The sequence below is a fragment of the Pontibacter mangrovi genome (assembly GCF_006385705.1).
GTDB lineage: Bacteria > Bacteroidota > Bacteroidia > Cytophagales > Hymenobacteraceae > Pontibacter > Pontibacter mangrovi.
On record NZ_VFRQ01000011.1, the window covers coordinates 25,192 to 40,583 of the forward strand.

Annotated in this window: 15 protein-coding genes; all 15 read right to left on the bottom strand. The window is 48.1% G+C overall.

Annotated elements, in window-relative coordinates:
• Positions 1–237: 237 nt before the first annotated feature.
• The 15 genes from FJM65_RS17230 to FJM65_RS17300 all read right to left on the bottom strand — a co-directional run bounded on the left by FJM65_RS17230 (position 238) and on the right by FJM65_RS17300 (position 15,359).
• A complete protein-coding gene (locus FJM65_RS17230; protein WP_239023003.1) occupies positions 238–504 on the bottom strand; it encodes a hypothetical protein in 267 nt (88 codons plus the stop codon).
• A gap of 30 nt (positions 505–534) precedes the next feature.
• The gene (locus FJM65_RS17235; RefSeq protein WP_140622975.1) at positions 535–1,089 is read right to left on the bottom strand and encodes a DUF420 domain-containing protein; all 555 of its coding nucleotides are present in this window, start codon (positions 1,087–1,089) and stop codon (positions 535–537) included.
• Positions 1,067–1,726, bottom strand: a complete 660-nt coding sequence (locus FJM65_RS17240; RefSeq protein WP_181163760.1) for an SCO family protein — start codon at positions 1,724–1,726, stop codon at positions 1,067–1,069. The genes FJM65_RS17235 and FJM65_RS17240 overlap by 23 nt, the downstream gene beginning before the upstream one ends.
• A gap of 13 nt (positions 1,727–1,739) precedes the next feature.
• Entirely contained in the window at positions 1,740–2,084 is a 345-nt protein-coding gene (locus tag FJM65_RS17245) for a cytochrome C oxidase subunit IV family protein (RefSeq protein ID WP_140622979.1), read from the bottom strand.
• Positions 2,085–2,152: 68 nt separating this feature from the next.
• Complete coding sequence (locus FJM65_RS17250; protein WP_140622981.1) at positions 2,153–2,899, bottom strand: cytochrome c oxidase subunit 3; 747 nt, start codon at positions 2,897–2,899, stop codon at positions 2,153–2,155.
• Between the two features lie 23 nt (positions 2,900–2,922).
• Positions 2,923–3,513, bottom strand: coding sequence for a cytochrome c oxidase subunit 3 (locus FJM65_RS17255; RefSeq protein WP_140622983.1), 591 nt, complete (start codon positions 3,511–3,513; stop codon positions 2,923–2,925).
• 3 nt (positions 3,514–3,516) lie between these two features.
• Positions 3,517–4,371, bottom strand: a complete 855-nt coding sequence (gene cyoE, locus FJM65_RS17260) for a heme o synthase (RefSeq protein ID WP_394348143.1) — start codon at positions 4,369–4,371, stop codon at positions 3,517–3,519.
• 41 nt (positions 4,372–4,412) lie between these two features.
• Positions 4,413–5,486 (bottom strand): COX15/CtaA family protein, encoded by a 1,074-nt coding sequence (locus tag FJM65_RS17265; RefSeq protein ID WP_140622987.1) that lies wholly within the window; start codon positions 5,484–5,486, stop codon positions 4,413–4,415.
• An 8-nt stretch (positions 5,487–5,494) separates the two neighbouring features.
• Positions 5,495–7,321 (bottom strand): cytochrome c oxidase subunit I, encoded by a 1,827-nt coding sequence (locus FJM65_RS17270; RefSeq protein ID WP_140622989.1) that lies wholly within the window; start codon positions 7,319–7,321, stop codon positions 5,495–5,497.
• A gap of 19 nt (positions 7,322–7,340) precedes the next feature.
• The gene (locus FJM65_RS17275; protein WP_140622991.1) at positions 7,341–8,414 is read right to left on the bottom strand and encodes a cytochrome c oxidase subunit II; all 1,074 of its coding nucleotides are present in this window, start codon (positions 8,412–8,414) and stop codon (positions 7,341–7,343) included.
• 24 nt (positions 8,415–8,438) lie between these two features.
• Entirely contained in the window at positions 8,439–9,710 is a 1,272-nt protein-coding gene (locus FJM65_RS17280) for a quinol:cytochrome C oxidoreductase (RefSeq protein ID WP_140622993.1), read from the bottom strand.
• Between the two features lie 25 nt (positions 9,711–9,735).
• Positions 9,736–10,401 carry a c-type cytochrome gene (locus tag FJM65_RS17285; protein WP_140622995.1) on the bottom strand — a complete coding sequence of 222 codons (666 nt, stop codon included), beginning with the start codon at positions 10,399–10,401 and terminating at the stop codon, positions 9,736–9,738.
• On the bottom strand, positions 10,401–10,925 hold the full coding sequence (locus tag FJM65_RS17290; protein ID WP_140622997.1) for a DUF3341 domain-containing protein: 525 nt from the start codon (positions 10,923–10,925) through the stop codon (positions 10,401–10,403). The genes FJM65_RS17285 and FJM65_RS17290 overlap by 1 nt, the downstream gene beginning before the upstream one ends.
• The gene (gene nrfD / locus FJM65_RS17295) at positions 10,918–12,345 is read right to left on the bottom strand and encodes an NrfD/PsrC family molybdoenzyme membrane anchor subunit (RefSeq protein WP_140622999.1); all 1,428 of its coding nucleotides are present in this window, start codon (positions 12,343–12,345) and stop codon (positions 10,918–10,920) included. The genes FJM65_RS17290 and nrfD overlap by 8 nt, the downstream gene beginning before the upstream one ends.
• Positions 12,346–12,365: 20 nt before the next feature.
• A complete protein-coding gene (locus tag FJM65_RS17300) occupies positions 12,366–15,359 on the bottom strand; it encodes a TAT-variant-translocated molybdopterin oxidoreductase (RefSeq protein WP_140623001.1) in 2,994 nt (997 codons plus the stop codon).
• Between the last annotated feature and the right edge of the window lie 33 nt (positions 15,360–15,392).

Genomic DNA, 15,392 nt, shown 5'->3' on the forward strand with positions numbered 1-15,392 from the left:
CACGAATTTACATAATACGCGGCATAAGCGCTAATGTATCAAGAATCATGCTAAGGGTCGCTAGTTTATCGCCTGCCCTTGTAAGTGACTGAGAGGAATTACCTGATAAGGAATGAGAGGGAGCTGCTTTGCCTTTGAGAGGAAAAGGCAGGGAATTAGCGTAACAGCTTTGGAGAAAAAACATCGCAGCGGCACCCTCAGTTTGCATGAACTGCAGGAGGCCGCTGCGATATAAAATTAGTTTTTAGCCTCTTTTTTGCGGCTGTTCTTGTACCACAGGAAGCCTACGGTACCAATCAGCAAGTATGGAATGGCCATCAGGTAAAGTATACCTGTGTTCAAGCCCATGCCTACTTCATTATCGGCCTCTCCTCTACCGGTTCCCGCGTTAGACTCTACTGTGGCACGGCACATGGCGCACTGGCTGTAGGCATCTGTTGTGGCAATCAGCAGCATAAAGGCCATGGCTGTTGCCGCTAAAATTTTGCTTATTTTCTGTCTCATCACTCCTCTAACTATAATGGTAATAAAAAACTATGCGTAGTATGGTGATATCAATATATAAACCAGCACACCGGTTATTGCTACGTATAACCAAGTCGGAAACGTCCATTTAGAGATACGGCGGTGGCGCTTCAGTTGGTTCGTAATGCCAAAGTAAACTGACAGCAACACAAGCGGGACAATAACCACAGCTAAAACAATGTGTGTCAGAAGTATAAAATAGTAGATATACTTCAGTATTCCATCGCCGCCATACACGGTACGCTGCCCTAAAAAGTGGTATGTCACGTAAGATACCAGGAAAATAGCAGAAAGACCAAAAGCTGTTAGCATTGCGGCACGGTGCGCTTTGGTATTGCCCTTTTTAACGTTTACATACCCAATCACGAGGGTTATAGCCGTAAGGGAATTCAGGATGGCGTGGAAGCCTGGCAGATACGACACATCTATTCCGGGTGTGTGAGCCTTCGGCATAAAGAAAAGCACCGCCACCACTACCGGTATCACCACCGACAGCACTGCTATCAGTGAGAGTATCCGTTTATCCTTATTACTTGTGAGCTTATTTTCGTTTGCTGTATTCATCCAACAAGACGTTAATTTCTAATACCAATCGATCTACTTCTTCCGCGTCCGTACCATCATACACGCCCCGGATTTTCTTTTCTTTATCCACCAGCACCAGCTTGGTACTGGCCTCTATTCGATCCCCCTGCTTTTGGAATGGCTCATGATACCCCTCTGCGGCAAACGCAGCTAGTGTAGAGCTGTCGCCGGTAAGTAGGAACCACTTTTCTTTCTGCACGCCAAACTCCCTGGCTAATTCCGCTACAGCTTGATTTTGCTCTGGCGCCGCTATTCCAAAGGAAACAAGGTTGATCTGAGGATTGTTCTCGTAAGCTTCCTGCACTCTTACTAGCTGGGAGAAAACCCGCTGGCACGAATCGGCACAAGGCAGTGCAAAAAAACTCACTACTGTAATGCGCTCGGCAAGATCTGCTTGTGTAACCTTTTGGCCCTCCTGCCCTGTCAGGCTAAAGAAGGGAACTGTTTGAAAAACGGTGTCGCCGGCAGCGTTGTATACGACCTTACCGGCATCGTCCATCTTCGGGTAAAAGGTGTTTAGAGAAAAATGATGCGTGCCAAAGACACTGATAAATATAAAAACAAGAATAGGCACTAATAATAGGAATCCTAGTATTAGTGCCTTAACAGGTTTCATCAATGCTCTAAACTTATCTGAAGTAGTTCGTTATCGACTCGTAGTAATAGCTTCCCTCTGCCAACAGAGCTACCATCAGCCATACTACAAGTGCCAAGGGTATCAGTATAGACCACATCAACGTCTTTGTCTCGTGCTTCATGTGCATAAATTCTGCTACAATGTAGAACGCCTTGAAGATGGTGAGGATAATGAAGATAGCATTACGCGCTGTGCCTGCATCCATGGTAAAGGCAATAAGGAACTCTAGCGCTGTGATAGCTACAAGTATTACGAAAGTTCTCCAGATCGCCTTTGTCTGCGGTTTTGGAATCTCACCTGTCTGGTGAAAATTGTCTTCTGTATGATGGTGTGCCATATCCAGTGATGTATTTTTTAGATGCGTGCCCACCTTCATGGGCAGCACCGTTATATTTTGCTAATTGATTAGATCAGATAGAAGAATGTGAAAACGAATACCCATACAAGGTCTACAAAGTGCCAGTACAAGCCAATCTTCTCCACCATTTCGTAATGGCCGCGCTTCTGGTATACGCCGTTCACAGTGCTGATAAAGGCAATTAAGAGCAGTATCCAACCTGTGAAAACGTGCGTGCCGTGGAAGCCCGTGATGAAAAAGAACAGATCAGCGAACAAGGGCGGGCCATACTGGTTTACTGTAAGGTTCGCACCAAATACACGCGTTCCGTCAGCCAATAGCATGCCCTGATCAGTACCGGCTATAAAGTGAGACCACTCCCAAGCCTGGCAACCCAGGAAAGTTGCACCAAACAGGATTGTCCACAGCAGCCACTTCTGCACGTCATTCTTATCCATTCTATGGCCTGCCTCCACGGCAAGTACCATCGTCACGGAGCTTAGGATCAGGATCATGGTCATGAGCGCTACGAAGGCCAGCGGCAGGTCTACTCCGTGGAAACCAGGGAAAGCGTTGAATACTTTCTCCGGGATTGGCCACCACTCTGTTGAGAAAGTGAAAGCCTCTGCCTCTCCCGTGTAGGGCTTGTGTGCATGGCGAGCTAGTCCGTAAGTAATAAGAAAGGCACCGAAGGTAAAGGCGTCAGAGAGCAGGAAAAACCACATCATGAGTTTACCATAGCTCGCTTTCATCGGTTCATTGCCACCGTCCCATGTACCTGTGTTAGGTGCTTCCAGCGTAGTTGAAGTAGACATAGTTTATATAATGAAAAACGTGTTTAGTGATTTATTCTTAAGAAGATGTACAAATATACCCAAAGTCCGCCTAAAAAGTGCCAGTATACTGTACACAATTGTATACGCAGCATATTTTTAGAATGTACTTTATACTTCAGGCTGCTAAAATAAACAATTGCCACAAATACCAGCCCTGTAATCAGGTGAAAGCCGTGTACTCCGGTTAAAACATACAGAAATGAACCGGAAGGGTTACTTCCTGTACCTCCAAAATAGATATTATTCTGCACGAGGTCTACCCATCCGTACCATTGGCCTATCAGAAACGCTGTGCCTAACCCTAAGGTCAGGAGCAGCAATACCTTTAGCAGGCCAAGGTTATTGTTCTTCGCGGCATTATGCGCCAACTGCATGGTAACAGAGCTGAGCACGATCACAATTGTATTTACGAGAAGTATGGTCGGAAGCTCAAACTCAAGCCAATTCCCTTCTTCCCTTCTAACAATGTAAGCGCTTGTAAAGGCCGCAAACATCATGATTATACTTATGATTATCAACCACAGCGAAAACTTCAGCGGATGTAAGCCCGTTCTGCTGTCCTGATCGTTTATTTGAAAGTTAGCCATTGCCATTTTTTAAACTTTATCTAATACAAAGGCTATCTGCACAATCGGCAGATATAAAAAAGAACCAAACATGATGCTCATCGCAGCCTTTTTAGAGCAAGTGCGCATCAAATAAAAAGTCTGAGCTAAAAACAACACCCCGCATACAACAGCTATCATTGCTGAGGTTGTACCTGTCATGCCAAACTGCAGGGGCAGCAGGCTCAACGGGATCAGCACTAAGGTATAGCTCATGATCTGAATCGCAGTCTTTAAGTTTTTTCCGCCTTCCATGGGCAGCATCTTAAAGCCTGCTTTCTTATAGTCATCATCCAGCACCCAAGCAATTGCCCAAAAGTGCGGGAACTGCCAGAAAAACTGAATGCCAAACAGTATAATAGCTTCTACTTCAATAGCACCAGAAGCAGCGACCCATCCTATCAACGGGGGCATGGCGCCTGGTATCGCTCCTACAAACACGCAAATCGGGCTGATTCTCTTTAACGGTGTATAGATGAAGCCATACAAGACCATGGAAAGAAGCGAGAGCGCAGCTGTCAGTGGGTTAAAGTACCAGCTTAACAGCAGCGTTCCTGCCACTGCTAAGAACACGCCGTAGATGACCGCTTCAGACACCGACAGTCGCCCTGTTGGCAGCGGTCGCTTCGCCGTGCGTTTCATCATCTTGTCCAGATCTTTTTCCAGTATCTGATTGATGATGTTAGCCGAGCCTGTTACCAGGAGCCCGCCGAGCATGACAAGCGCTATTTCATACCACCTGCCATTAGGGTCTGCTAAAATAAAACCTATGGCACTAGAGAAAGCAACAGTTAAACTTAGCCGGAACTTTAACAGCTGAAAATATGCCGATGCTTTTTGAGCCATGGTAGAGTATTGCAGTAGTGCCTCAGACTTTGCTGTAAACATTAGTTATAAACAACTACTTGCGGGTTTGTTGCCTTTTTAGAGGCGTAATAGTAAATAATCAAAAGCTGAAAATGCACACCAAACAGAAGCGACGCTAGGGTAAGATGGAGCGGCTGCAAAACGGGCGGAATCGCAAAATACGCCATTAGTATGCCTATCACCACTTCTGCCCCAATAAAAAACAGCATTAGGTGTGTTAGATTGTGCAGACGCTCGTTGTTAAGCTTGTACAGCAGGATGGCGGCATAAACATGCAGGGCAACCAACACAATTGAGAACGACCGGTGTAAGTAGAAACTCATCCCGAGTTTGTCAATCCACGTTTCACGCTGCATCCCTCCCATCATAAATGCCACCAAATCTATCTCCTCGCGCACTTGCGTGCCTAACAGTATTTGTCCAAACGTTAGTATGGCCAGCGTCCACATTACGAGGTTCAGCTTCGCATCATACTTGATCGTGGAGCGGAAAGACTGCTTTTCGGCACGTGCTACCGCATACTGTAAAATTGCCACAATAACCAGCGCGAGCGCCATGTGTATGGTAATTGTAACCGGCAGAAGGTTGGTTGATACCACAATAGACCCCAGCCACCCTTGCACCCCGACAAGTATAAAACTTATCAGCGCCAGAAAAAACACTGGCTTATCTTCTTTCAGAAAAGGCACTGCATATACCAACGTCAGGAAGATCAGAATTCCGGTAAGCACTCCTACCAACCGGTTCAGGTACTCGATCCAGGTTTTGGTCACATTGAATTCAGTCTCCAGGTATTGGGTGGGATGAGAGAAAATAGTGTTGGAAAGCTCTGTAAAGCCCATATTATCCAGATAGCCAGCCAACTTTTGATTTTTCTCTATCCGCTTCTGTTTGTATACCTCCAGATAATCATCCGGTAATTGGCTAACATCAGTCGGAGGAACCCAATTGCCGAAACACTTTGGCCAGTCTGGACAGCCCATGCCTGACCCCGTACTCCGGACGATCCCTCCGACTAATATCAGGAAGTAAACAGTGAATACTGTTAATACTCCAACCTTTTTAAATCTTCTGTGAAAAGATTTGTTAGCCATTAAAAACGTTACTCAAAGTCTCTCTCACTTGGCAGGTTTGATGACTGCGTCTGTGAAAAAGGAACTGTCTGTGGAATATAATCTTCAGCGGCACCAGGCTTGCTGTAATCATATGGCCATCTGTAAACAGTTGGCACCTCTCCCGGCCAGTTTCCGTGACCTGGAAGCACAGGCGTAGTCCACTCTAGTGTGTTAGAATGCCATGGGTTCTCAGTAGCTCTTCTACCACGGAAGATGCTATAGATAAAGTTGAACAGGAAAACAAACTGCGCAGAGAAGCCCAGGATAGCTGCGATACTGATGAACGTGTTCAGGTCAGTAAAAATATTGAAGGTTTCAAAACCTGTCCAGTTGTAGTATCTTCTAGGGAAACCAGCGATACCGATGTAGTGCATTGGCATAAACACCAGGTAAACCGCTATAAACGTTGCCCAGAAGTGTACGAAACCAAGCTTCTCATCCAGCATACGTCCAAACATCTTCGGGAACCAGTGGTAAACGCCGCAGAACATACCGAAGAAGGCCGCCGCACCCATTACCAGGTGAAAGTGTGCTACCACAAAGTATGTATCGTGCAGCTGGATGTCAATGGCAGAGTTACCCAGGATAATACCAGTCAAACCACCAGAGATAAACAGGGACACAAATCCGATGGCAAACATCATGGCAGAAGTAAATCTTATGTTACCGCGCCAGATCGTGGCCAGCCAGTTAAATACCTTCACCGCCGATGGCACCGCAATAATCAGTGTCAGGAACATGAAGACCGATCCCAGGAAAGGGTTCATACCTGTTACGAACATGTGGTGCGCCCATACAACGAAGGACAGCACTGTAATACCGAACAGGGAGCCGATCATGGCTCGGTAACCGAAAATTGGCTTACGTGAGTTGGTAGCAATAACTTCTGATACCAGACCCATGGCTGGCATAATCACGATGTATACCTCCGGGTGGCCCAGGAACCAGAACAAGTGCTGGAACAGGATCGGGCTACCGCCTGTGTTGGTTAGCGCCTGTCCGGCGATATAGATGTCAGACAAGAAGAAGCTTGTTCCAAAGCTACGATCAAAGATCAGCAACAAGGCAGCTGAGAACAGCACTGGGAAGGCCAAAAGACCTACAATGGCAGTCAGGAAAAACGCCCAGATTGTCAGTGGCAGCTTTGTCATCGACATACCTTTTGTTCTCAGGTTGATAACAGTGGTGATGTAGTTAACACCACCCAGTAGCTGAGAAACAATGAACAGCGCCATAGAGATAAGCCACATGGTCATACCGCTGCCAGAACCCTGAATAGCCTCAGGCAAGGCGCTTAGCGGCGGATATACCGTCCAGCCACCAGCGGCAGGGCCTGTCGAAAGGAACAAGGAGAAGAACATGATAATGCTGGAGATGAAAAAGATCCAGAAAGAGAGCATGTTCATAAAACCGGAGGCCATATCGCGGGCACCGATCTGCAATGGAATCAGGAAGTTTGAGAATGTACCGCTTAGGCCTGCTGTCAGCACGAAGAATACCATGATGGTTCCGTGCATCGTTACCAGCGCCAGGTAAAACTCTGGGTTCAGCTTGCCGTTTTCAACCCAACCGCCCAGGATTGGCTCCAGAAACGTGAAAGTAGCTTCCGGCCAGCCCAGCTGCAGTCGGAACAGGATAGATAGGAAACCTCCGATAAAGGCCCACAATATACCCATGAACAGGAACTGCTTGGCAATAACCTTATGGTCTAGGCTGAAGATGTACTTCTGAAAAAAGTTTTGATCGTGATGATGATCATGTTCCTCATGAACGTGATGCACATCCTGGTTTATAGAAATATCTGTACTAGACATGATCAATAGGATTTAAATGCTACAACTCAGTTTTTACTTCTTCTGCCTTCTCCACCTGTGGGGCCTCAGCAACTGCTTGCTCAGCGTTCTCAGAAGTGAATTTAGCCAACACCTGCGGGTTCTGCTCCACAAACGGAGTCTGCTGCTCGAGCCACGCTTCGTAATCTTCCGGCTCGTCTACCACGATCACGTAACGCATAGCAAAGTGACCACGACCGCAAACCTCCGTACAAGCCAGCTCATACTTGAAGTCAGGGTTACCTGTCTCATTGGCCATTTCGTTGGTTGATTTGCTTGGCACGAACCAGAACTTGGTTGGCATACCTGGCACTGCGTCCATCTTCAGTCGGAAGTGCGGCATGTACACACTGTGGATCACGTCGCGGGAACGGATCTTCAGCAGTACCGGCTTTCCTTTCGGAACGTGAATCTGAAGCGGGTTAATGATGTCGTCTCTAGAAGCAGGATCACTGAAATCTACTCCAAGCTCATTTGTAGCGTCAATCAGGGTATGGCGGGCTACGCCAAGCTTGCCGTCGGGACCAGGGTAACGTACCATCCAGTTAAACTGCTTACCCATGATCTCGATCACAACGGCATCCTCTGGGGCAGCACTTGTGATTTTGGTCCATGTCTTCCAGCCACCAAATACTAACACTGCCATCACAACTGCCGGAATTATCGTCCAGATAATCTCCAACTTGTTGTTGTGCGGGTAGTAGTAGGCACGCTTGTCGTCTTTGTGCTGGTACTTGTACGAGTAGAAGAAAAGCAGCACTTGCGTGATGACAAACACAACACCGATGATGATCATGGTTGTCCAGAACAGGTTGTCTGTCCAGGCCCCATGTACTGAAGCAAGCGGAAGAGTCATGTCATCCCATGCGTCAGCAAAAGACCATGCGAAAGCTCCTCCACCAACGATCAGGAAAAGCAACAGCATGACGCTGTTTACACGGTTACTTGTTTTAGTTGTACCGGCCGCACGCTCCGTTGAACCCCGGAAGATGGAGGTTAGAGTCCCAATCCTGAAAAGCAGGAACAGGATGACCAGTAGAAGTATAATGGATAAACCAATGGCGATCGTAATCATTATATAACGCTTTTAGTATTGTCTCTAAACATGATGATGAACACTCTCCTCCAGGAACGGGTGGTTAACAGGCACCAGAGACGCTTTGGCAAGTCCTTTGGTGAAAGTTAGCAGGAACACGCCCAGGAACACCAGCGTAGTACCAATCTCGATGAAGCCAATGCCCGCATCTGTGCGCAACGTGCCTGGCATCATCATCAGGTAGAAGTCAAACCAGTGGCCAATCAGAATAGCAATAGTTACTATCTTCAGCATGATCATCTGGCGTTTCGCATCTCTTGTCATCAGAACAAGGAATGGGAATACAAAGTTTATAACAAGATTAAAGAAGAAGATCCAGGCAAAATGGCCTTCGTTTCCACCTAATCTGTCGATGAAATAGATTGACTCTTCCGGAATGTTGGCATACCAGTAAAGCAGGAACTGAGAGAACCAGATGTAGGTCCAGAAAATAGAGAACGCAAACACAAACTTGCCTAAGTCATGTATGTGATTAGCATTAACCATTTTCAAATAGCCGTTCTGCTTCAGGATGATTACTGTAAGCGTGATCGCAGCCAAACCTGATACCCACCAGCTGGCAAACACGTACCATCCGAACATGGTCGAGAACCAGTGTGTGTCGATTGACAGCACCCAGTCCCAGGCAGACGTAGAGGAAGTGATACCGAATACTACCAGGAACATGGCTGAGATGCGAATGCTCTTGTGGTAGTATGATGTGCCGCCGTTCAGGTCTTCGCTAAGCGATTGGTTTCTGAGCCACTTGGTAAACAGAATCCACAGACCAAAGTATACCACCATGCGGATCAGGAAGAACACTGTATTCAGATAACCTGACTTACCGGCGATGATTGGGTCGTAGCGTGGGTCGTTAACATCGTACAGGTACTCGTGCGTCCAATGGAAGATGTCGTGGCCACCGAACAGGAACACCAACAGCATCACGATACCACCGATCGGCAAATAGGAAGCCATTGCCTCCGGTATTCTTTTTACCAGTGCAGACCAGCCTGCATAAGCTACATACTGTACAGCAACGAAGAACGTACCAATCAGGGCGATGCCTGTAAAGTATACGTTATTCAGCCATAGGTTGACAAACAGGCGCTTCGTCCAGGAGGCAGCCTCATGCCCTGCGGCGGCAGCCTCACCGTGTCCTTCTGCATGATGCTCTGCTCCCCCGCCTGCGGCCATAAAAATGATACCTGCTATAAGTAAAACAACACCTACAGCTATCATCAGGAAAAACTTATTATTCGTTTTTCTGGAAATGATGAGTCTTTCTTCTGTCATTATCCTTTTATATTATGCCTTCGTCTTAATTATTTGGGGTTCCGGTTACAGGGTTCTCTGTTCCGGCCTCTGCAGCATCCTGTGCGGCTTCCTCAGAAGCATCCGTTGAAACGGCTGTCCCTGTCTCGCCTTTCTGCAGCTGTTGCACATACATCACAATTTTCCAGCGTTCCTCCGGGTTAACCTGTGAGCCGTGCGGCATCATACGTCCTCTTCCGTAAGTAATCACGTGGAAGATGTGACCAGCCGGCAACTCAGCCACACGGCCGGAAGTATAAGATGGAACACCTTTGAACTTCTGCCCTACCAGTCCTTGTCCGTCTCCTTCAGCACCGTGGCAAGGAGAGCAGAAACGGGTGAAGAGCACTTTACCTTCTGTAAGGTTCGCCTCTGTCAGTTGCAGAGGGTTTTTCAGTTCCTGTCCAGCCGCTTCAGCGGTGTTCTCTGATAAGTAAAGGTTGTACCCCATTTTGTTTCGGGCCACTGTTCCTTTTGCAGGCTCGCGCAGGTTCATACCTGCCGGGTTAAACTTGTTCTCTTTTATTTGAGAATATGGATCCAGCGGAATGGAATGGTACATATCCGGAGCATATTCCAACCCAGGATCCTGCTCATTGCTACAGGAGATAAGCGCTGCAGCTGAGAAAAGTATAGCAGAGGCTTTAAAGCCTATTTTAGTAAGTCTTTTCATTATTTTACTACCTCCTTCTCATTAACTTCTATGGCACCGTTAGAGCGAAGCAGGTCATTAAGAGCATCCATGTTGGTTACTCCGTCTTTCACTTCTATCGCCATCACGAATTTATCGTCTGTAGAGCGTTTGTCGAACACGTTCACTTTCAGCGAAGGCTTTAGCCTGGACACGATAAAGAACGTAATTACCATGCTGAAGGCACTGCAGAGTACGGTCAGCTCAAATGTTACCGGAATAAAAGACGGTATGGCAATGTGCGGCTTACCGCCAATGATCATCGGCCAGTCAAAGCCTAGCATCCAAATCTGCATCCATAAGGCGAACGACATACCGAAGAGGCCACCGAAGAAAGCAACTATAGGAAGTCTTGAACGCTTTATACCTAACACATCATCAATTCCGTGCACAGGGTATGGAGAAAATACATCGTAAATTTTGGTACCGGCTGCGCGGATATTCTCGATGGCTGTTAACAGCACATCTTCATCATCATAAATACCTAGAACAAACTTCTTATTCATTGTGATGTCTATTAGTGTTCAAACCCTTTTCAGTAGCGTGCATTGTAGCAGCATGCCCGTGGTGCTTCACTTCTGAAGAAGACTTCAGAATTGCTTTCACTTCGGCCATGTTTATTACTGGGAAAAATTTACAGAACAACAGGAACAGGGTAAAGAACAATCCTATTGTGCCAACATATACACCGATGTCGATAATGGTTGGAGAGAACATGGCCCACGAAGAAGGCAGGTAGTCTCTGTGAAGCGAGGTTACGATAATCACGAATCGCTCGAACCACATACCAATGTTCACGAAAATGGAGATGATGAACGTTGCCGTTAAGCTTCTTCTGATCTTTCTGATCCAGAACAGCTGTGGCGTAATCACGTTACACGTCATCATGGACCAGTAGGCCCACCAGTAAGGACCGAAGGCACGGTTGATGAAGGCATACTGCTCATACTCTACGCCTGAGTACCAGGCAATGAAAAACTCTGTCGTATAGGCGATACCCACGATAGAGCCTGTCAGGATGATTACCTTGTTCATCGACTCCACGTGCTCCAGCGTGATGTAATTTTCCAGGAAGAAAACCTTTCTGGTAATAATCATCAGCGTCAGTACCATGGCGAAGCCGGAGAAGATCGCACCTGCCACAAAGTATGGAGGGAAGATCGTGGTGTGCCAGCCTGGGATTACGGACGTTGCAAAGTCCATGGATACAATGGTGTGTACTGAAAGTACCAGTGGCGTTGCCAAACCAGCCAGAATCAGCGATACCGTTTCGTAACGTGACCAGGCTTTAGCCGAGCCAGTCCAACCCATAGAAAGCACAGCGTACGCTCTTCTGGCAATTGGTCCGGTTGCTCTGTCGCGGATGGTCGCAAAGTCTGGAACCAAACCGATGTACCAGAAAACCAGTGATACGGAGAAGTATGTGGAGATCGCGAATACGTCCCAAAGAAGCGGCGAGTTAAAGTTTACCCAAAGCGAGCCGAATGTGTTTGGCAAAGGCAGTACCCAGTAAGCCAGCCAAGGGCGGCCCATGTGCAGTACCGGGAACATCGCGGCGCAAATTACGGCGAAGATCGTCATCGCCTCAGCTGCACGGTTAATGGAAGTTCTCCACTTCTGGCGGAACAGCAGGAGGATAGCCGAGATCAGTGTACCGGCGTGACCGATACCTACCCACCACACGAAGTTGGTGATGTCCCATGCCCAGCCTACTGTTTTGTTAAGGCCCCACTCCCCGATACCGAACCAAAGTGTGCGGTATACTGAGTAGATAAATATAGCTAAGCCAACCAGTGCAACGGCAAGGGCAGCTGCCCAACGTGCGTTGGGCTTCGCCTCCACTTGTCTGCAGACATCTTCAGTGATGTCGTGGTAAGTTTTCCCCCCCGTTACAAGAGGCTCTCTTATCGGAGATACATGCTGCATATTGCTCTCAGTATTTAAAGTTAAGCTAAGTTTCTAATTTTAGTCAGGTACGTTACGTTTGGCTGGGTGTTAAGCTCTTCCAGTACGTGGAAGGCGCGCTCACCCTGCTGACGCGCAAGAACCTTAGAGATACGGCTTTCCGGATCCTTCATGTCACCGAACACAATGGCCTCTGTCGGGCAAGACTGTGCACAGGCTGTTACGATCTCTCCATCTTTCGGTCTTCTGTTCTCACGCTTCGCCTCCAGCTTACCAAGCTGCACACGCTGCACACAGAAAGAGCATTTCTCCATCACACCTCTGGCACGTACGGTCACGTCTGGGTTCAGCACCATCTTACCAAGGTCATTGTTCATCGGCTCGTTAAACCCGAACTTGTCGTTGTTCGCGTAAGCGAACCAGTTAAAGCGACGCACTTTGTAAGGGCAGTTGTTTGCGCAGTAACGTGTACCAACGCAACGGTTGTACGCCATCTGGTTCAGGCCTTCGGAGCTGTGCATGGTTGCAGCCACCGGACAAACCGTTTCGCACGGAGCGTGGTTACAGTGCTGGCAAAGCATCGGCTGGAAGATCACAGACGGGTTATCTGCCGGATGCTCCATTGTCGCGTAGTCTTTCTCCTCGTGCTCTCTTGCGCTGTAGTATCTATCGATACGCATCCAGTGCATTTCACGACGGTTCAAGATCTCAGCTTTACCAACTACAGGAATGTTGTTTTCGACGTTACAGCTCATGGTACAGGCACCGCAGCCTATACATGAGTTCAGGTCGATCACCATTCCCCAGTGGTGGTTCTTATACTCGTAATCGTCCCAAAGAGAGATAGTGGCAGGCTTGGCAGGCCCCTCATGGGTAGCCAGCCTTACATACTCCGTTACTTCCTTAGGATTCTCTTTATACTTCGCTAGTGTGTTCTCTTGCACCACGATACGGTCCATGATCGTGTGGTGCGTCTGCGTTTGGGCGATAGGAGAAGTAGCATTTGTTTTCTCCAGCTTTACACCGCTGGTATACAATACCACATCATCTGCTACCGTTGCAATAGGGAAAGCATTTGCACCTAATCCTTTTGCCACCGGCATAGTGTCCAGTTCGCGGCCGTAGCCCATGGCGATAGCCACAGTGCCTGGCGCTTGGCCTGGCTGTACCAGGGCTGGCAGCTCAATGCTTTCGTTGTTGGCAAATGTTACCTTCAGCACATCACCCTGCACTACACTCATTTCCTCTGCCATCTGGCGAGGCATGGCAACATAGTTACCCCACGTAGCCTTAGAAACCGGATCTGGCAGCTCCTGCAGCCATGGGTTGTTCGAGAACTCACCCGCTCCAATGCTCACTTTCTCATAAAGAACGGCCTCAATAGCGCTTGGCTGAATTTTCTTAACAGAAGCTGTGCTTGCAGCTGCAGTGCTGGATTTCACCTTCAACAGGCTCGTACCGTTCTCAAGCACGCCGTCGTGCACCGCTTTCTCCCAGAACTTGTTGAAGTCGCCGCTTGCCACTGATCTCCAGTTGCTACGAATATACTCATAGAAGTCAGTCTTCTGATCGCTCCACACCAGCAGACTGTCCTGCATCTGGCGTGTAGTGAAGATCGGGCTGATGGCTGGCTGCGCCAGGCTCAGGAAGCCTTTCTTAGGTTCAAAGTCGTTCCAGGACTCCAGGTAGTGGCTGTCTGGTGTAATGAAGTCAGCCAGTTTAGAAGTTTCCTCCACTCTGTCAGCGAAAGATACTTTCAGGCCAACTTTCTTCAGGCCGCTCACGATTTTAGCAGACAGCGGGTGGTTGTAAACCGGGTTGGCATTGTAGAAGAACACGGCCCCTACAGAACCTGCGTTCATCTCGTTCACCAGGCGGATCATATCCGCATCACTTCCCTGCTTCACATAGTATGGCGCAGCGGTATCGATTGTAGAGCCTTCAGCACCCAAGGCGCTGTTAATCGCTTTTACCATCGCCTGTATGCCTGGGTCGTTTGACCCTGACACCACCAGCGCTTTGCCGTTATTCGCTTTCAGCTCCTTTACAGCTGCAGCCAACGCTTTCGCACTGGCTCCAGGGCCAGAGGCCGCTCCGCCGCCCGTGATGGCATTGTACAGCGCCTTCACCAGGTCAGCCTCCTCAGAAGGCTTGATAGGCACACGTACGTCTGCGTTTGAACCAGTCAGCGACAGCATGGTCTCAAACTGATAGTGACGCGACATAGCCGGGCTATCCGGATTTAATTTTCTTGTCTGGATGTACTGCTTAGCAAACGGAACCGGAGCAACCCATGTGCCCAGGAAGTCGGCGTTGATGCCCACAATAACATTTGCTTTACTGAAGTCATACCCTGGTATAACGCCGCCGTTTGCCTGCAGCAGTCCTGAGGCAGAGTTCGGGTCATACGTTACGTGCTCAAAGTTAGAGAAACGGCTTCCGAACTCGTCGATCAGCTTCTTGGTGGATGGGCTGATGATAGTTGTAGAAACAAAGGCCACTTTGCCGTTCACATTGGCTAAGCGAGACTTGATCTGCTTATCCACGTCCTCCCATTTCGCCTCTTTCTCGGCAGCCAGTGGGTAGCGCAGACGGTTGATGTCATACAGCCCCAGCAGAGAGCCTTGTGCTTTTGAGCTTGTGCCCAGCGGGGTTAGCGATGAGCTTGGGTTTGGCTCGATTTTAATAGGTCTTCCTTCACGTGTTTTTACCAGAATGCTGTTGTAATCACCGTTTAGGAAAAAAGTAGAAGCATACCAGTTTGCAGTGCCTGGCTCTACGTCTACCGGCTTGTTCAGGTATGGGATAGCCTTTCTCACTGGCGCTTCGCAAGAGGCCAATGACACGGCAGCCATACTAAAGCCTAATAATTTAAGGAAGTCGCGGCGGTGAGTTTTGCCATTTGAAGACGACTCTCCCCCTTCCACTTCATTAACCGGCAGGAATTCTGGAAACTCATTGTGAGCATGCTTTGCGAATTCCGGAGCGTTCTCCAGCTCCTCAATTCCTTTCCAGTATTTTATTCTGTCTTGCATATTATATCTAGAAAACTCGACTACTTATTTGAA

Excerpts from the sequence above, each read along its gene's own strand:
- FJM65_RS17230 (WP_239023003.1), bottom strand. The coding sequence starts at position 504 with ATGAGACAGAAAATAAGCAAAATTTTAGCGGCAACAGCCATGGCCTTT.
- FJM65_RS17235 (WP_140622975.1), bottom strand. The coding sequence starts at position 1,089 with ATGAATACAGCAAACGAAAATAAGCTCACAAGTAATAAGGATAAACGG.
- FJM65_RS17240 (WP_181163760.1), bottom strand. The coding sequence starts at position 1,726 with ATGAAACCTGTTAAGGCACTAATACTAGGATTCCTATTATTAGTGCCT.
- FJM65_RS17245 (WP_140622979.1), bottom strand. The coding sequence starts at position 2,084 with ATGGCACACCATCATACAGAAGACAATTTTCACCAGACAGGTGAGATT.
- FJM65_RS17250 (WP_140622981.1), bottom strand. The coding sequence starts at position 2,899 with ATGTCTACTTCAACTACGCTGGAAGCACCTAACACAGGTACATGGGAC.
- FJM65_RS17255 (WP_140622983.1), bottom strand. The coding sequence starts at position 3,513 with ATGGCAATGGCTAACTTTCAAATAAACGATCAGGACAGCAGAACGGGC.
- cyoE (WP_394348143.1), bottom strand. The coding sequence starts at position 4,371 with ATGGCTCAAAAAGCATCGGCATATTTTCAGCTGTTAAAGTTCCGGCTA.
- FJM65_RS17265 (WP_140622987.1), bottom strand. The coding sequence starts at position 5,486 with ATGGCTAACAAATCTTTTCACAGAAGATTTAAAAAGGTTGGAGTATTA.
- FJM65_RS17270 (WP_140622989.1), bottom strand. The coding sequence starts at position 7,321 with ATGTCTAGTACAGATATTTCTATAAACCAGGATGTGCATCACGTTCAT.
- FJM65_RS17275 (WP_140622991.1), bottom strand. The coding sequence starts at position 8,414 with ATGATTACGATCGCCATTGGTTTATCCATTATACTTCTACTGGTCATC.
- FJM65_RS17280 (WP_140622993.1), bottom strand. The coding sequence starts at position 9,710 with ATGACAGAAGAAAGACTCATCATTTCCAGAAAAACGAATAATAAGTTT.
- FJM65_RS17285 (WP_140622995.1), bottom strand. The coding sequence starts at position 10,401 with ATGAAAAGACTTACTAAAATAGGCTTTAAAGCCTCTGCTATACTTTTC.
- FJM65_RS17290 (WP_140622997.1), bottom strand. The coding sequence starts at position 10,925 with ATGAATAAGAAGTTTGTTCTAGGTATTTATGATGATGAAGATGTGCTG.
- nrfD (WP_140622999.1), bottom strand. The coding sequence starts at position 12,345 with ATGCAGCATGTATCTCCGATAAGAGAGCCTCTTGTAACGGGGGGGAAA.
- FJM65_RS17300 (WP_140623001.1), bottom strand. The coding sequence starts at position 15,359 with ATGCAAGACAGAATAAAATACTGGAAAGGAATTGAGGAGCTGGAGAAC.